Below are 15,757 nucleotides of genomic sequence, written 5' to 3' on the forward strand. Positions count from 1 at the left end.
CGGCGTCGACAGCGTCGGTCATGTCAGCCTCCGCAACGAAGTTCGCATGGTCACCCTCCCGTGAACCCCTGGTGCGAGAACCACGCTAGTCCGCGGACCGTCGGCGCGAGAGTGGATTGTGGTGTGAGCGGCTGACCTGGAACGACGGCCGCCGTTCGATAGACTTCCGACGCTGCCTCCGTAGCTCAGCGGATAGAGCAGCCGCCTTCTAAGCGGTTGGTCGCAGGTTCGATCCCTGCCGGGGGCGCAGTTGCCGGGGGCGCAGTTGCCGGGGGCGCACTCACCTGTATTACCTCGGCTGATGCTTGACGTTTCTGCTTCGGGTGATGCCTGACAGTGTTTCGGCTGATGCTTGACACCTACTTCGGCTGATCCTTGACACTCCCGAGATGAGGGAGTTGAGCGTGGCCGACCACCGATATCAGGCGGTCATGGCGGTGATCGACGACGGGTCGTCGATCTGTCAGTGCAGCCACGGATTGAGGTTGCTGTCTCACCGGATCGGGGTTGCTGTCGGATGCAAGTAGTCGACTACTCGAATCTGTAAAGCTGCTGTGGACTTCCTTGACGAGGGCGTAACTTTCCCGTTCGTACACGGTAACGCCGCTGGTCACGCCCTGGCGACACAGGGGTCGGGGTCAAGGAAGGGAGAACGCCATGACGACGATTAGTCGAAGACTGGCTGTCGGCGCAGTGCTTGCTGGCGCTGCAGTCGGGTTCGCCGGCGTGGCATCCGCCGACCCGCCCAGTGGGTCCTACACCGGAACCATGATCGACGGAGCAGGGGTAAAAAAGAACGGGAGTACCGCCCCTGTCACTCTGACCGCATGCGGTCCGGACTGCACCCAGATTCACATGGGGTCAGGGTCCCCGCACGACCTGCACCTGCAGGGCAATGCCTACACCGGGTCATGGACCGAGTCCGGCACGGCCTGTAGCGGCGCACTCGATAGCGGCTCCCTTGTCTACACCTATCAGTGTGGGGACAAGACGATCGTTATCGGGCTGACCAAGAACGGCTGACGCAGCAGATCCCAACACGCGCCAGTCGGCCCACCCATGCAAGGCTCACTACGGGTGTGAGGCCGGGGTTGGGGTATCTGTTTGACTTAGGCGGCAATCCGATTTGGCGGTCAGCGTGGAAGCCTTCTGGGTAGCCAGTTGGAACTGCACTCCATCGGCGCCGGATATGTAAACGTCGTGATCGCCCGGTTGATCCTTGACGGCACCGAAGTTCCCAGCGCCGTAGCTGGCGGCACCGTCTTTGACGATTTGGACGGCTCGGGGCCAATTCTGCTCGGGGATGGGCCCGGTGAATACCGCCATCTGATACACCTGTTTGCCGCTCGTACGGGCGTAGTTGCCGCCGCAGCCGGTCCAGGTGTTCTGGTCGAGTGTCCATGTCAATCCCGATACGAGCGCAGTGATGCGATCGGCCATCTGACGAATCGCGGCTTCGTATTGCGTGTGCGCGGCCTCTAACGGGGGTCTCTGCCGTAACTCGTTTTCGAGTTGGCTGATTTGCTCGGGACTCACACTGCCATCCTTGTTGTCGCCGCCGTTGGTTGTGCCGCATCCGACTGCCGGCATGCACACCAGGCTGAGCAGCAACACCACGGCACTGCGCATCATCGACCTCCGGTCGCGTTCGGGGGGAAGGAAACTGGGCCGAGCGGGAAGAGAGTGTGGATCATCGGCGTGGCCAGCACTTTGTTGTCGGGTAGTCACGCTTATAAGTTAGGTTCCGATCCCTGCCGGGGGCGCCAATGCCCGAGGGCACTGGGCGTCGCCGGCCTTGGGCGAGCCGGGACATCGTTGGCAGACTGGCTCCAATGCGCAGCGGCTACTGGAACCACAACTCCGCGTATCACCCGTGGCTGCTCGGCATCGCCGCCAGCCACCGCGGTCATGTGCTCGATGTGGGCTGCGGCGACTGTTTGCTCGCACAGCGGCTGGCGTCGGTCGCCGAGACCGTGACCGCGATTGACTCCGATCCGGCGACATTGGGCCGGGGCGCCGACCGGTTGGCATCGATCCGCAACGCCACCGCGCACCTGGTCGACTTCACCGAATATCAGCCCGGCGAACGCCGCATCGACCTGATCACGTTTGTCGCGAGCCTGCACCACATGGACACGGCCGCCGGGCTGCGTAAGGCACGCGAACTATTGGCGCCGGGCGGGGAGATCGTCGTTGTCGGCCTCGCGGCGAACAAGTCGATCGGCGACTGGGCGTGGTCGGCGGCCAGCATGGCACCGGCGCGCGTCGCGGGATGGCTGAACGGCGAGAAGCGCGACATCGGCGTACCGGTCGCCGAGCCGCGCGAGAGCCTGTCGGAGATCCGGTCGATCGTCGCGGACCTTTTGCCGAACGCATGGACTCGGCGTGGCCTGTACTACCGCTACCTGCTGCGCTGGCGACTTGCCGGCTGACCGCCTGTCAACCGCCGCGGCCCAGCAGATCGGGGTGCGCGCGGCCGGCGACCAGCGGTAGCTCTAACGACGTCACGATGCCCGGCGGCGCCGCGCACACGTACGGCACCGAGTTCACGCAGTGCGCTGCTGTCGCAACAACGCCCGGGTTGCTCACCAATCCCTCTTCGACTGTCTCGGGTTGCCAGCCCTTGATCGTAACGAAGGCGTCCGGGTTTCCTTTCACTTCGATCTCGTAGCGTTCACCCCCGAGGGTCCACGCAGGATCGAGGTTTTCCTCCCCCATCAGCCAGTTCACGCCGATGCGCACCACCACCTCGCCGTCGACCACGGCCTCCCAATGGAATCGCTGACCCGCCACCCTGCCGGGCTCGATCGGCCCAATCGGCGAATCGATCGGCGCAGTGGCCACCGCGATGCCATGAACCGTGCGTACCTGAGCGCGGTCCGCGAGGCCCAGCGTCCGCAGCACCATGTCCAACGACTGGGTGAAGAGCCCGGTCATCATCTTGAGCATCGGGCCGTGCTCCGCTTCTTCGCGCGTTCCGCCGAAGAACATAATGTGTCGGACGACGTCGGGAGCCCCGTAGGTTCGTATGTCTGAAAACTCCTCGACGCGAACGAATGTGACCGCCGACGACATCGCCGACAACATCAAGGAGAACGTCTCGGTGACACCGCCCGGATGGATGCCTGTGCCGTGCAGGCTGGTGCCGCCCTCCGCACAGGCGGGACCCAGGCGCTCGGCCTGGCGCTCGGGCGGATAGAACCACCCCACCGGGCTGACGACATTCTTTCCAGATAGCAGCAACGCGGCTACCTCGTCGACGCTGCCCATCAACGGCGTGTACACGACCGCGTCGGCGTCCAGCGCCAGGATTTCGTCCATGTTGGATGAGGCGGTGACACCGAGCGGTCCAGTCCCGACGATCTCACCGACATCCTTGCCGTGCTTGTCCTTCGAATGGACCCAACATCCGACTAGCTCCAGTTCCGGGTGTTTGATGATGCAGTCGACCGCCGCCTTGCCGACAGACCCGGTAGCCCATTGAATGACGCGCAATGCCATGTCCGCTCCTTTGCCCACTGGCGCGCAGACAGCTTAGTGCCCGAACGCACCTCCACTACTGTTGTCCCATGTCCGATCGCGTGCTGCTCGACGTCACTGACCGCGTCGCGGTCATCACCGTCAATGACCCGGACCGGCGCAACGCGCTCACCGGTGAGATGTCGGAGGGGTTGCGCTCGGCGGTCCAGCGCGCTGAGGCCGATTCCGGCGTGCATGCCGTGGTGGTGACCGGGGCGGGCCGGGCGTTTTGCGCGGGCGCCGACCTCAGCGCGCTGGGCGCCGCGGCCGAGGACCGGCTGCGTCAGATCTACGATGGGTTCCTCGCCGTGGCCGACTGCTCACTGCCCACGATCGCGGCCGTCAACGGCCCGGCCGTCGGCGCCGGGCTCAACCTCGCGCTGGCATGCGATGTCCGAATCGCCGGGCGTGCAGCGCTTTTCGACGCGCGGTTTCAGCAGCTCGGCATCCACCCCGGCGGCGGGGTGACATGGATGCTGCAGCGTGGCGTGGGGCCGCAGGTCGCGCGGGCCGCGTTGCTGTTCGGCATGCGATTCGACGCCGACGCCGCGGTCCGCCACGGTCTGGCGCTCAGTGTCGCCGACGATTCCGTGGCCGCCGCGCTCGAACTCGCGACCGGGCCTGCCACCGCGCCACGCGACGTGGTGATCGCGACCAAAGCCACTATGCGCGCGACGATCGACCCCGGCAGCGTGGATTCCGAGCAGCATGCGCTCGCGGTCAACACCGAGATCGGGCCGCAAGCCGAATCCCTCGAGTCACCTGCCTTCGCCGAGCGGCTGGCCGCGGCACGGCGCAAGTAGCCGAGCGCCCACCGCACCGCAAGTCGCTACAGGTCGAGCAGCGCGGTCTCGGGTGCTTCAATGAGTCGGCGCAGTTCCCCGAGGAATTCGGCGGCTTGAGCGCCGTCGGCGATGCGGTGGTCGAACGCGCACGTGACCGTCATCGTCGGGCGGGCCACAATTTCGGATCCTGCGGCGCAGTCCACGACGACCGCGCGTTTCTTGAGCGATCCCATCCCCAAGATCGCGGCCTCCGGGTAGTTGATCACCGGCACGCCGTCGTCGATTCCGAGCGCGCCGTAGTTCGACACCGTGAACGTCGAGCCCTGCAATTGCGTCGGGGTGAGCGTGCCGTCCCTGGCGGCATGGATGAGCCGGGCGACGCAGTCGCCCAGCTCGCGTGTCGTCTTGGTCTTCGCGTCGGCGATCACGGGAACCAGCAGACCTCGATCGGTGGCCACACCGAAACCGAGGCTTATGCGGCGGTGAGTGTGGACCTCCGGGCCGCCGGGCGCATCGGCCCATGTCGAGTTCATAACCGGGTGGTGGCTCAGTGCAATCACCACGAGCCGCAGGGTCAGCACGAACGGCGTCACGTTCGCGCCGGCATCCCGGAAATGGTCGCGCAACCTCAGCAGGTCGGTGCAGTCCACCTGGACGCTGGCATGTGCGTCGGGAATCCGGGTGCGCGACAACAGCATCTGCTTGGCCATCCGGGCCCGAATTCCGCGCACCGGCACGACGTCGGACCCGGTCGCGTCGGCGGCCGCGAGCACGTCCTGGCGAGTTATCACCCCTTCGGCCCCGGAGCCGGGCTGCAACTTGGTCAGATCGATGGCCAGATCGGACGCAAGCTTGCGCACCACCGGCGCGGCGCGCGGCCGGGTGTGCTGGCTGGGTTCCCGCGTCGCCGCGCTGCCGCCCATCGCCGTTCGCCGGCTGCTGTCGATGTCGTCGTCGACGCCGTACCCGACCAATACCGGCTTGCGCGCCGTTTGGTCGGCTTGCGTTTCGATGCGCACAAGCACCGAACCGACGTCAAGCGTATCGCCTTCTGCGCCACCGAGTTCGACGATCTCACCCGCATATGGACTCGGTATTTCGACCTCGGCCTTGTTGGTCTCCAGCATGCACAGCGTCTGGTTGAGCTCGACGTGGTCGCCGACCGCGACGCTCCAGGACGTGATCGTGGCGTCCTCGAGACCCTCACCCAGATCGGGAACCCGGAAGTCCTGCACGTGCTGATTGGTCATGGCCGGCGCAGCGCTTTCTCGACGCAGTCCAGCAGCCGGTCCACCCCGGGCAGCCACAGCTTCTCCAGCCGTGCCGGCGGATAAGGCGTGTCAAATCCGGTCGCGCGCAAGACCGGCGACTCCAGATCGTAGAACAGCTCCTCTTGGATACGGGCGGCCAGCTCGGCGCCAAAACCCAACGTGCGCGCGCCCTCGTGCATGACGACCGCGCGTCCGGTCTTGCGGACGGAGTCCGCGACGGTGTCGAAGTCCAGCGGATTCAGCGACCGCAGGTCCACCACCTCGAGCGTGCAGCCGTACCGCTCGGTGAGCAGGTCGGCGGCCCGCAGTGCGGTGGGCACCAACCCTCCGTACGTCAGCACCGTGACGTCCTCGCCGGTGCGCCGCACAACCGCGCGGCCGATCGGCAACCCGGGCTCGGTGGTGTCGACGGCTTCGCGTCCCCAGTACCGGCGCTTGGGCTCGAGGTAGATCACCGGATCACGGCTGGCGATCGCATGCCGCAACAGCCAGTAGGCGTCCGGCGGTGTGGACGGCACAACGACTTTCAACCCGGCGGTGTGCAGCCAATAGGACTCCGTCGACTCCGAATGATGCTCGACCGCACCGATCCCGCCGAACGACGGAATCCGGATCGTCACCGGCATGTCGACGTCGCCGCGGGTACGCATGCGGTATTTGGCCAAGTGGCTGACCATTTGGTCGAACGCGGGATAGGAGAATCCGTCGAACTGGATTTCCGGCACGGGGACGAAGCCGCGCAGCGCAAACCCGATCGCGATGCCGACGATGGCCGACTCGGCCAATGGTGTGTCGAAACACCTCTGTTCGCCGAATGTTTCGGCGAGGCCATCGGTGACCCGAAATACTCCACCGAGTTTCGCGACGTCTTCGCCGAACACCAGCACTCGGTCGTCGGCGGCCATCGCATCATGCAGCGCCCGATTGATCGCCTGCACCATTGTCAAGCCCGCGACGGTCGGTACTGCGGTCAGCATCGGGCGGCTGCTGATTCTCGGGTCGCTTCGCTCCCGATCGGGCTCCGGTGTCCCCATGTGCCTCTCGATGGTCTGCGTCACCTCACGCCTCCTTCGCCAACTCGGCCAGCAGCTGCTCCCGCTGGGCCGCAACGGCCGGTGTGATGTCGGCGTAGACGGTGTCGAACATCTCGGTGATGTCGATGTCGGGCGCGCCGACCACGGCCTGGCGCAACTGGGCCCGCAGCCGCTGCGACCGGCTCTGGACGCGATGCTCCAACCGTTCGCTCCACACGCCGGTGCTCTGCAGGTAGGTGCGATAGCGCGGAATCGGGTCGAGCGCCTTCCAGTGGTCCAGCTCGTCTTGGGATCGATAACGGGTCGGGTCGTCGGAGGTGGTGTGCGCGCCGAGCCGATACGTGACCGCTTCGATCAGCGTGGGGCCGCCCCCCGAGCGGGCTCGCTTGGCGGCCTCCGCCATCACGGCATAGCACGCGAGCACGTCGTTGCCGTCGACGCGGATGCCCGGCATCCCGTAGCCGATCGCACGGTGCGCGATCGAGGGCGCCGCCAGTTGGCGGCTGACCGGCACCGAGATCGCCCACTGGTTGTTCTGCACGAAAAACACGCACGGCGCCTTGAACACCGCCGCCAGGTTCAGCGCCTCGTGTGCGTCGCCCTCGCTGGTGGCGCCGTCACCGAGGTAGGTCACCGTGACGGAGTCCTCGCCGAGGCGTTGAGCGGCCATTGCCGCGCCGACCGCGTGCAGCCCGTGCGTGCCGATCGGGACCGCGACCGGTGCGCAGCATTTCTTGGTGAACTCCAGGCCGCCGTGCCACGCGCCTCGCCAGATCGCGCCCATTTGCGGCGGCGTGATGCCGCGCACCAGAAACGCACCGAGTTCGCGGTATTGCGGGAACAGCCAGTCGGTCTTGCGCAGGCACGCCGTTGCGCCGATCTGGGCTGCCTCCTGACCGCGGCATGAGGCGTACAGCGCCAGTTCGCCCTGCCTTTGCAGGTTGATGAACTCACCGTCGACATCACGGGTGACGACCATCAGTTCGTAGAGCCAACCAAGGGTCTCCTCGGGCAGGTCGCGGCCATACCGGGACTCCGCCGTGGGGCGTCCGTCGGGGCCGATCAACCCCACCGGCTCCAACTCGACGGTCGTCGAAATGTCGGTCACGCCGCCTCCTCATGCTCAAGGCCGGCGTCACTGCCCGACGGGTCTCACAGGGTCACCGCAAACCCGAACCGGTGCCTAAGTGGCGACCGAAGCGGGGTCTCCGCTCGGCCCGCCGTAGCACTGGCGCATTTCCCATTATGCCTTCGCAACCACTTACTTCGCGTTTCGCGGGCACTGCTGCGAAGGCGTGTCGCCGCCGTGACCTGCGGTGCTGGTTTAGCAACCATTTTGTTACAAACCGAGCTGGCGGGCGATGACCATCAACTGCACCTCGGTGGTGCCCTCGCCGATCTCCAGAATCTTGCTGTCGCGGTAGTGCCTGGCAACCGTGAACTCGTTGACAAAGCCGTAGCCGCCATGGATCTGAGTCGCGTCGCGGGCGTTGTCCATCGCCGCCTCCGAGGCCACCATCTTGGCGATTGCGGCCTGCTTCTTGAACGGCTTGCCCGCCAACATCAGCGCGGCGGCGTCGTAGTAGGCGGTGCGCGCGGTATGCGCCCTGGCTTCCATCCGTGCGATCTTGAACTCGATCGCCTGGTTGCGCACGATCGGCTGGCCGAACGCCTCCCGCTGGCTGGCGTATCTGATGCTTTCGTCGACACAGCCCTGCGCCGCGCCGACCGATAGCGCCGCGATCGCGATCCGGCCCTCGTCGAGGACGCGCAGGAAGTTCGCATAGCCGCGGCCGCGTTCGCCGAGCAGGTTCTCCTGCGGCACCCGCACGTCGTCGAGCGTCAACGGATGGGTGTCCGACGCCTTCCAGCCGACCTTGTCGTAGGCCGGCTCGGCGGTGAAGCCGGGCGTCGGGACGGGCACCAGGATCGACGAGATCTCCTTGCCGCCGTCGGCGCTGTCCCCGGTGACCGCGGTGACCGTCACAAGCTTGGTGATCTCGGTTCCCGAGTTGGTGATGAACTGCTTGCTGCCGTTGATCACCCAGTGCCCGTCGTCGAGGCGCGCGGTGGTCTTGGTGGCGCCGGCGTCGCTGCCGCCGCCGGCTTCGGTCAGCCCGAAGGCACCCAGAGCCTTTCCGCTGGCCAGCAGCGGCAGCCATGCTTGCTTTTGGGCCTCATTGCCGAAGCGGTACACCGGCATCGCGCCCAGCGAGACCCCGGCCTCCAACGTGATCGCCACGCTCTGGTCGACCTTGCCGAGCTCTTCGAGCGCCAGGCATAAAGCAAAGTAGTCGCCGCCCATGCCGCCGTACTCCTCGGGGAACGGCAACCCGAACAGGCCCATGTCGGCCATCCCGGCGACCACCTCGTAGGGGAACGAGTGCTCGGCGTCATGCTTGGCCGACACCGGCGCCACGACGCTGCGCGCAAAATCGCGCACCGTCTTGGCGAGCTGTTCGTAGTGGTCGGGCAGCGTGGCGGTTGCCAGAAAACCCAGAGGTTCAGCCATGAGTTCCTTCTCAATCCTTCGCGGTGATCCTGGCCAGCGGCTGGCCCACCTGGACCTGGTCGCCCTCGGCGACCAGTAGTTCGGCCACGCCATCGATCGGCGAGGCAAGCGCGTGTTCCATCTTCATCGCCTCCACCGTGACGATCACGACGCCGGCGCTGACGGGTGCGCCATCCTTTATGCCGACCTTGACGACGGTGCCGGGCATCGGGCTGGTCAGCTCCGCGTCACCACTGTGCGCGTCGTCGGGGCGCACCGGCGCCTCTTGTACTTCGGTGATCCACGCGGTGCCGGTGTCGTCGGTCAACCAGATCTGCCCGTCCGCGGCCGCGACGGCGTAGCCGCGTCGCACGCCGTCCAGCGACAAAGTGAGCACTCGATCGCGCAAAATGGCTGTGAGGAAATGGGTTTCGCCATCCTCGACCCTCGCGGTGGCCGCTTCGGGACGCCCGGTGATTCGCACATGAACGGTGTGGTCACCGGCCCGCAACCGGATGCAGCTGGCTGCCACTTCGCCAAGTCGCCACCCGGTCGGTTTGGTCCACAGATCGTCGGCGGCGTGGTGCCAGCGTTGTAGCCACTGGTACGCCGCGGCGGCGATCAACTGGCCGTCACTCACCATGGCCGGGCGGAAGTCGGGCAGTCGGCGGTCGAGCAGGCCGGTGTCCAATCGGCCCGCCGCCACGTCAGCGTCGGAAAGCAGGAAACGTAGAAACTCGATGTTGGTGACGACGCCGAGTACTGCGGTGCCGGCAAGGGCACGGTCGAGGCCGCGCAGCGCCGTGGCGCGGTCGGCGGCGTGCGCGATCACCTTGGCCAGCATCGGGTCGTAATCGCTGCCGACGACGGTGCCTGGGGTCAGGCCCGAGTCGACGCGGACCTCGGCGCCGCCCGGTTCGATCACGTCGAGCACCTTCCCACCGGTCGGCAAGAAGCCGTTGCCCGGGTCCTCGGCGTAGACGCGGGCCTCGACCGCGTGGCCGGACAACAGAATGTCGTCCTGGGCAACGGGCAGCTTTTCGCCCGCGGCGATGCGGACCTGCCACTCGACCAGGTCGGTGCCGGTGACCATCTCGGTGACCGGGTGCTCGACCTGCAGACGGGTGTTCATTTCCATGAAGAAGAATTCGTCGGGCCGGTCGGCCGAGACGATGAATTCGACGGTGCCGGCCCCGGTGTAGTCGACGCTGCGCGCGGTGTCGCACGCCGCCGCCCCGATCCGAGCGCGGGTTTCGCCGTCGAGAAGCGGTGACGGCGACTCCTCGATGACCTTCTGGTGACGCCGCTGCAGGCTGCATTCACGTTCGCCCAGATGCACCACGTTGCCGTACCGGTCCGCCATCACCTGCACCTCAATGTGGCGGGGCCGCAACACGTATCGCTCGAGGAACAGCGTCTCGTCGCCGAACGCTGCCGCGGCTTCACGGCGCGCACCGGCCAGCGCGGCAGCCAGGTCGGATTCTCGTTCGACGACGCGCATGCCCTTGCCGCCACCGCCCGCCGACGGCTTGACCAGCACGGGATAGCCGATCTCGCCGGCCGCGGCCACCAGGTCGGCATCGGAGAGCCCAGGGCGGGCGATCCCGGGCACCACCGGCACGCCGAACGCGCCGACTGTGGCCTTGGCCGTGATCTTGTCGCCCATTGTCTTGATCGCCGATGCGGGCGGCCCGATGAATACAACGCCCGCCGCCTCTAGCGCGGCGGCGAAATCCGCGTTCTCCGCGAGGAATCCGTAGCCGGGGTGCACCGCCTGAGCCCGGGTGCGCAGCGCCGCGTCGACGACCGCGCCGATGTTGAGATAACTCTGTCGCGCCGGCGCGGGGCCGATCCGCACCGCGACGTCAGCCTCGGCGACGTGGCGGGCGCCCGCATCGGCGTCACTGTATACCGCGGCCGACCGAATACCCATCGCGCGCAGTGTTCGGATGACCCGCACCGCGATCTCGCCGCGGTTGGCCACCAGCACGATGTCGAAACTCGCCGTGGACATGTTGAGGCTCACATCCTGAACACGCCGTAGGAGACCGATTCAACCGGGGCTTGTCCCACGACGGAAAGAGCCAGGCCGACAACGGTTCTGGTGTCCGCGGGATCGATCACCCCGTCGTCCCACAGCCTGGCGGTGGAGTAGTACGGGTTGCCCTGGTGCTCGTACTGCTCGCGGATCGGAGCCTTGAACGTCTCCTGCTCCTCGGCCGACCACGGCGTGCCCGCGGCTTGCAGCGCGTCGGCACGGACCGTCGCAAGCACCGACGCGGCCTGTTCACCGCCCATCACCGAGATCCGCGCGTTTGGCCACATCCACAGGAAGCGAGGAGAATACGCCCGCCCGCACATAGAATAGTTGCCCGCACCGTAGGAGCCGCCGATCACCACGGTCAGCTTCGGTACCCGCGCGCACGCGACCGCCGTCACCATCTTCGCGCCGTGCTTGGCAATGCCACCGGCCTCGTAGTCGCGGCCGACCATGAATCCCGAGATGTTCTGCAAGAACAACAGCGGGACCATTCGTTTGTCGCACAGCTCGATGAAATGTGCGCCCTTCAAAGCCGATTCGGAAAACAGCACGCCGTTGTTCGCGATGATGCCGACCGGATGGCCGTGCATGCGAGCGAACCCCGTCACCAACGTGTTGCCGTAATCCGCCTTGAATTCAGCGAATTCACCGCCGTCGACGATGCGGGTGACCACCTCGTGCACGTCGTAGGGCACCCGCGCATCGGTCGGCACCACGTCGTACAGTTCGGTCTGGTCGGCAATGGGCTCCGCGGTCGGCTTCACGTCCCACAGCAGCGGCTGGCGCGGCCCCAGCGTGGACACGATCCGGCGCACGATGCGCAACGCGTCGCGGTCGTCGTGCGCGAGGTGGTCGGTGACGCCGGAGATCTTCGAGTGCACGTCGCCGCCGCCGAGGTCTTCGGCGGTCACCACCTCGCCCGTCGCGGCCTTCACCAGCGGCGGGCCGCCGAGGAAGATCGTCCCCTGATTACGCACGATTACCGCCTCGTCGCTCATCGCGGGCACGTAGGCGCCGCCCGCCGTGCACGATCCGAGCACGGCCGCGATCTGCGGAATGCCGGCGGCGCTCATCATGGCCTGGTTGTAGAAGATGCGCCCGAAATGCTCGCGGTCGGGAAACACCTCGTCCTGCTTGGGCAGGAAGGCACCGCCGGAGTCCACCAGGTAAATGCAGGGCAGCCGGTTCTGCGCGGCGATCTCCTGGGCGCGCAGGTGCTTCTTCACCGTGATCGGGTAGTAGGTACCGCCCTTGACCGTCGCATCGTTGGCGACGATCACGCACTCGCGACCGGATACTCGGCCGATGCCGGTGATGATGCCGGCGCCTGGGCACTCATTGTCGTACATGCCGTCGGCGGCCAGCGGTCCCAGTTCCAGGAACGGGCTGCCCGCGTCGAGCAGCCCGTCCACCCGGTCGCGGGGCAGCAGCTTGCCCCGACCGACGTGGCGATCGCGGGCGCGCTTCGGACCACCGAGGGCGGCCGCCGCCAGTTTGGCGCGCAACTGCGCGACGAGTCCAAGGTGCTCGTCACGATCGGCTGCCCGAGTTGCCACGATCCGCGCCCAGTTTCGAGTTAATGACGACTAACTGACGCCATGTTAGTTACGATTAACCGAAATGTCTACCAGCGTGGTATCCCAAGCCGGCACGAGGCGCGGCAGGATGAAGTCGAACCGGCGCACACAGCTGATCGCCGCGGCCGAGCGGCTGATCGCCGAGCGCGGATTTCTGGCGGTGCGACTAGAAGACATCGGCGCAGCGGCCGGTGTCAGCGGACCCGCGATCTACCGTCACTTTCCGAACAAGGAAGCGCTGCTCGTCGAACTGCTCGTCGGTGTCAGCACCAGGCTCCTCGACGGTGGCCGCGTGGTCGCGGCGCGAGCAGCTAATCCCCGCGAGGCGCTCGACGGGCTGATCGAGTTTCACCTCGACTTCGCCTTGGGCGAGCCGGATTTGATTCGCATCCAGGATCGCGATCTGCAGCATCTGCCCGCGACGGCCAAGCGCCAGGTGCGCAAGGCGCAACGCCAGTACGTCGAGGTGTGGGTCGACGTGTTATGTCAGCTCGACGACCTCGACGAAGCAGAGGCCAGGCTGAAGGCGCATGCGGCGTTCGGTCTGCTCAACTCCACGCCGCATAGCGCAAAACCGGCCGGGCCTACGCGCTCGCGCGACATATTGCGGGCGATGACCCTCGCCGCCCTGATGTCAGGCGACGAACTTGCCCGCTCGTCGGCTAGTACCAGTAGCGGCGGCCGCCGACGGGGCGTCCGACCGACCCGAGGATCCAGAACACGGCGCCGATCACCAGCAGGATGACGCCGATCACCCAAAGCCAATAGATGTTGAGGATCAACCCGAGGATCAGCAGGATTGCTCCGAGAACGATCACGGTTTCTCTCCGTTCGTGAATTTGGTTGGTTGTGTTCAGTCGTTAGCTAGGTTGCGGCAGCTTGCAATCGGCCACTTGAGGCCGCACCCCCAAGTAGTTCAGCGGTCCGGCGAGGACCTGCAATGCGATTGTCGAGCCGGTGGCACAGGTCTCCGACTCGCCCTTGAAATAGCCGCGTTGCCAGGCTGCGAGCACTCCGATCAGCAGCCACACGACGATGATCACCCCGACCGCACCGCCAAGCCTCATTTGTGGGCCTCCATCCGCGTCAGTGGACTATCGGGCGATTACCCGATGATGGACATCCTCAAACATCCGCATTGACCGCGGCGTAAACCGCCGGTTACGAAGCGGCGCGCGCCGTCACGAACGCTGCATGTAGCCAATCAGCGACCGCGTTGACCAGCGTCGCGCGGTTTTCCCGCTTCACGATGCCGTGACCGTCGTCTGGGAAGACCAGATACCGCACGTTGCGGCCCCGTTCGCGCAGCGCGTCGACCACTTGTTCGGACTCGGTGACCGGCACGTTGGTGTCCTGTGCCCCGTGCACGACAAGCAGCGGCGCCGCCAACGCGTCGACACGACGAAGCGGTGACAGCTGCTCGAGCACCGCGCGGTCGTTGACCGGATGGCCGTACTTCGGATACGCCGCGTCGGCGATCCACGGCTCGGTGTGTCGGTAGAACGTGCCCAAGTCGCTCATCCCGCAAATGCTGATGCCCGCGGCGAAAAGGTCGGGGTGAAACGTCAACGCCGCCAACGTGAGATAGCCGCCGTAGGACCAGCCCGCACACGCCACGCGGTTGGGGTCGGCGAGACCCTTGTCCACCAGAAACCGCGCACAGTCGGCGACATCCTCGATAGCGCCGAACCGCTTCTCCTTGTCGTCGGCGTGCATGAACGACCTGCCAAACCCACCCGAACCCCTCACGTTGGGAGCGAACACGGTGATGCCGCTGTTGATCAGCTCCGGAAACAGCTCGTTGTAGCCGGGTCTGGACTGTCCCTCCGGACCGCCGTGCAAATACACCAACGCCCCGATATTCGTCGCGCCGACCGGCGGTCGGTAGAGCCATCCGGTGAAGGTCAGCCCGTCGCTTGTGGTGATCGTCTCCAGGGTTGGGCCCGCCGCGCCACTGACCGGCCCGCGGCTGGGCTCGCGATCGATACGTTCCCATTCGCGGGATCGCGGATCGACAAGCTCGACAGTCCGTGGCATCGACGGGCTTTCGACGGTCATCGCGACCATCGAACCACCGGCGCTGATGCTCAGTTCGGTTGCCACCATGCCGGGCAACGGAATCGGCTCCTGCAATGTGTTGTCGGTGAGCTCGAGAATCTGTAACTCGCTGCGGCCGGCCAGATTCCACAACAATGCGACGGTCGACAGGTCGTCGCTGACGGCAAACTCATCGAGGTCACACCCGGCACGTTCGGCCACCACCTGATACGTGACACCGTCAACTGTCGCGGTGACCTCCAGGAGCCGGGCATGCTCGCAGCCGTTGTCGCTGCGGATCAGCATCCGAACGTAGCCCTGTGCGCTGTTCATGCCGTAGTTCTTGTGCGGGTAGTAAAGCCTGGTCTCCTCGCCGGTAGGGCCATACCGGATCCGACGTGGATGGTGGTCGTCGAGGATCAAGCCCGCGTCGGTGACAGAGCCGGGATCTGACGGAAGCAGCGCGATTTCGGTCAGCCCGTGCAGCATGATCAGTTCGTGGTAGCCACGCGCGCCAACCCGCACCAGTGCGGCGCCCGCCCAGGCGTCGACCAGCTTGCCGCCCGAACGGCGATCCAGCACAACCCGATTGCCGCTCGCCGGATCGATCAGGCACGACGAGCCGATGCCGTCCTCACCCGTGCAGATCGTGGCAACCTGGGTGCCGTCCCATCCGACGAGCTCGGCCGTGCCTGCCTCCTCGCCATCGATCCGCCATGCCCTGCGGTCATCGGGATCTGTTGTAACGACCCAGACCTGGGTGCGTGTTCCGCCCTCGGGCGCCACCTCGCACGCCAGATAATGCCCATCGGCCGAGTGGATGACGCGGGTGACGGGTCCCTCGACCGGCAGCACCACATCGCGCGACGAACTGGCACGCCAACCGCGCAGGAAACGCTGCACCGCCCGTGGGTAGCCGCCATCGTCGACGATGTGGGCGAACGCGGTGGCATCCGGGGACAGCGACGCGCCGTAGTTGGCGCGCACCTGCTGTCCGGCCAT

14 protein-coding genes, 1 tRNA gene and 1 pseudogene are annotated in these 15,757 nt (G+C 66.2%); 5 read left to right on the forward strand and 11 right to left on the reverse strand.

Annotated elements, in window-relative coordinates:
- The first annotated feature begins 174 nt into the window (after positions 1–174).
- Both VE759_RS13735 and VE759_RS13740 read left to right on the forward strand, forming a co-directional pair.
- Positions 175–247 (forward strand) — tRNA-Arg (locus VE759_RS13735).
- Positions 248–855: 608 nt separating this feature from the next.
- Positions 856–1,023 carry a hypothetical protein gene (locus VE759_RS13740; protein ID WP_324933195.1) on the forward strand — a complete coding sequence of 56 codons (168 nt, stop codon included), beginning with the start codon at positions 856–858 and terminating at the stop codon, positions 1,021–1,023.
- A 48-nt stretch (positions 1,024–1,071) separates the two neighbouring features.
- Here VE759_RS13740 and VE759_RS13745 read toward each other — a convergent pair whose 3' ends face one another.
- Positions 1,072–1,629: an LppA family lipoprotein gene (locus VE759_RS13745; protein ID WP_324933198.1), complete on the reverse strand. Its 558-nt coding sequence runs from the start codon at positions 1,627–1,629 to the stop codon at positions 1,072–1,074.
- A gap of 203 nt (positions 1,630–1,832) precedes the next feature.
- On the opposite strand from VE759_RS13745, the gene VE759_RS13750 reads away from it, so the two are divergent.
- Positions 1,833–2,432 carry a class I SAM-dependent methyltransferase gene (locus tag VE759_RS13750; RefSeq protein WP_324933200.1) on the forward strand — a complete coding sequence of 200 codons (600 nt, stop codon included), beginning with the start codon at positions 1,833–1,835 and terminating at the stop codon, positions 2,430–2,432.
- A 7-nt stretch (positions 2,433–2,439) separates the two neighbouring features.
- On the opposite strand, the gene VE759_RS13755 is transcribed toward VE759_RS13750, so the two are convergent.
- The gene (locus tag VE759_RS13755; RefSeq protein ID WP_324933203.1) at positions 2,440–3,501 is read right to left on the reverse strand and encodes a dihydrodipicolinate reductase; all 1,062 of its coding nucleotides are present in this window, start codon (positions 3,499–3,501) and stop codon (positions 2,440–2,442) included.
- Positions 3,502–3,569: 68 nt separating this feature from the next.
- Here VE759_RS13755 and VE759_RS13760 point away from each other — a divergent pair, with 68 nt between their 5' ends.
- Entirely contained in the window at positions 3,570–4,322 is a 753-nt protein-coding gene (locus VE759_RS13760) for an enoyl-CoA hydratase (RefSeq protein WP_324933206.1), read from the forward strand.
- 26 nt (positions 4,323–4,348) lie between these two features.
- On the opposite strand, the gene VE759_RS13765 is transcribed toward VE759_RS13760, so the two are convergent.
- The 6 genes from VE759_RS13765 to VE759_RS13790 all read right to left on the reverse strand — a co-directional run bounded on the left by VE759_RS13765 (position 4,349) and on the right by VE759_RS13790 (position 12,697).
- Positions 4,349–5,554, reverse strand: coding sequence for a dihydrolipoamide acetyltransferase family protein (locus VE759_RS13765; protein WP_324933208.1), 1,206 nt, complete (start codon positions 5,552–5,554; stop codon positions 4,349–4,351).
- Complete coding sequence (locus VE759_RS13770; RefSeq protein ID WP_324933262.1) at positions 5,551–6,552, reverse strand: alpha-ketoacid dehydrogenase subunit beta; 1,002 nt, start codon at positions 6,550–6,552, stop codon at positions 5,551–5,553. The genes VE759_RS13765 and VE759_RS13770 overlap by 4 nt, the downstream gene beginning before the upstream one ends.
- A gap of 82 nt (positions 6,553–6,634) precedes the next feature.
- A complete protein-coding gene (gene pdhA / locus VE759_RS13775) occupies positions 6,635–7,717 on the reverse strand; it encodes a pyruvate dehydrogenase (acetyl-transferring) E1 component subunit alpha (protein ID WP_324933211.1) in 1,083 nt (360 codons plus the stop codon).
- 231 nt (positions 7,718–7,948) lie between these two features.
- A complete protein-coding gene (locus VE759_RS13780; RefSeq protein WP_324933212.1) occupies positions 7,949–9,121 on the reverse strand; it encodes an acyl-CoA dehydrogenase family protein in 1,173 nt (390 codons plus the stop codon).
- Positions 9,122–9,131: 10 nt separating this feature from the next.
- Positions 9,132–11,114: an acetyl/propionyl/methylcrotonyl-CoA carboxylase subunit alpha gene (locus tag VE759_RS13785; RefSeq protein ID WP_324933213.1), complete on the reverse strand. Its 1,983-nt coding sequence runs from the start codon at positions 11,112–11,114 to the stop codon at positions 9,132–9,134.
- Positions 11,115–11,122: 8 nt separating this feature from the next.
- The gene (locus VE759_RS13790) at positions 11,123–12,697 is read right to left on the reverse strand and encodes a carboxyl transferase domain-containing protein (protein ID WP_324933214.1); all 1,575 of its coding nucleotides are present in this window, start codon (positions 12,695–12,697) and stop codon (positions 11,123–11,125) included.
- 64 nt (positions 12,698–12,761) lie between these two features.
- Here VE759_RS13790 and VE759_RS13795 point away from each other — a divergent pair.
- Positions 12,762–13,361: pseudogene (locus tag VE759_RS13795) on the forward strand (TetR/AcrR family transcriptional regulator); the annotation flags it as partial.
- A gap of 19 nt (positions 13,362–13,380) precedes the next feature.
- Here the strand turns inward: VE759_RS13795 and VE759_RS13800 are convergent.
- The 3 genes from VE759_RS13800 to VE759_RS13810 form a co-directional block, all read right to left on the reverse strand.
- The gene (locus tag VE759_RS13800) at positions 13,381–13,536 is read right to left on the reverse strand and encodes a DUF6131 family protein (RefSeq protein WP_324933215.1); all 156 of its coding nucleotides are present in this window, start codon (positions 13,534–13,536) and stop codon (positions 13,381–13,383) included.
- A 42-nt stretch (positions 13,537–13,578) separates the two neighbouring features.
- Positions 13,579–13,785 (reverse strand): hypothetical protein, encoded by a 207-nt coding sequence (locus VE759_RS13805; protein ID WP_324933217.1) that lies wholly within the window; start codon positions 13,783–13,785, stop codon positions 13,579–13,581.
- A gap of 94 nt (positions 13,786–13,879) precedes the next feature.
- Positions 13,880–15,757 (reverse strand): alpha/beta hydrolase family protein, encoded by a 1,878-nt coding sequence (locus VE759_RS13810; protein WP_324933219.1) that lies wholly within the window; start codon positions 15,755–15,757, stop codon positions 13,880–13,882.

It is taken from the genome of Mycobacterium sp. (assembly GCF_035640695.1).
GTDB lineage: Bacteria > Actinomycetota > Actinomycetes > Mycobacteriales > Mycobacteriaceae > Mycobacterium.

Bases quoted from the DNA above. Each gene is read 5' to 3' on its own strand.
- VE759_RS13745 (WP_324933198.1), bottom strand. From the start codon at position 1,629: ATGCGCAGTGCCGTGGTGTTGCTGCTCAGCCTGGTGTGCATGCCGGCA.
- VE759_RS13765 (WP_324933208.1), bottom strand. From the start codon at position 5,554: ATGACCAATCAGCACGTGCAGGACTTCCGGGTTCCCGATCTGGGTGAG.
- VE759_RS13805 (WP_324933217.1), bottom strand. From the start codon at position 13,785: ATGAGGCTTGGCGGTGCGGTCGGGGTGATCATCGTCGTGTGGCTGCTG.
- VE759_RS13780 (WP_324933212.1), bottom strand. From the start codon at position 9,121: ATGGCTGAACCTCTGGGTTTTCTGGCAACCGCCACGCTGCCCGACCAC.
- VE759_RS13750 (WP_324933200.1), top strand. From the start codon at position 1,833: ATGCGCAGCGGCTACTGGAACCACAACTCCGCGTATCACCCGTGGCTG.
- VE759_RS13755 (WP_324933203.1), bottom strand. From the start codon at position 3,501: ATGGCATTGCGCGTCATTCAATGGGCTACCGGGTCTGTCGGCAAGGCG.
- VE759_RS13810 (WP_324933219.1), bottom strand. From the start codon at position 15,757: ATGGCCGGACAGCAGGTGCGCGCCAACTACGGCGCGTCGCTGTCCCCG.
- VE759_RS13785 (WP_324933213.1), bottom strand. From the start codon at position 11,114: ATGTCCACGGCGAGTTTCGACATCGTGCTGGTGGCCAACCGCGGCGAG.
- VE759_RS13770 (WP_324933262.1), bottom strand. From the start codon at position 6,552: ATGCTGACCGCAGTACCGACCGTCGCGGGCTTGACAATGGTGCAGGCG.
- VE759_RS13740 (WP_324933195.1), top strand. From the start codon at position 856: ATGGGGTCAGGGTCCCCGCACGACCTGCACCTGCAGGGCAATGCCTAC.
- VE759_RS13760 (WP_324933206.1), top strand. From the start codon at position 3,570: ATGTCCGATCGCGTGCTGCTCGACGTCACTGACCGCGTCGCGGTCATC.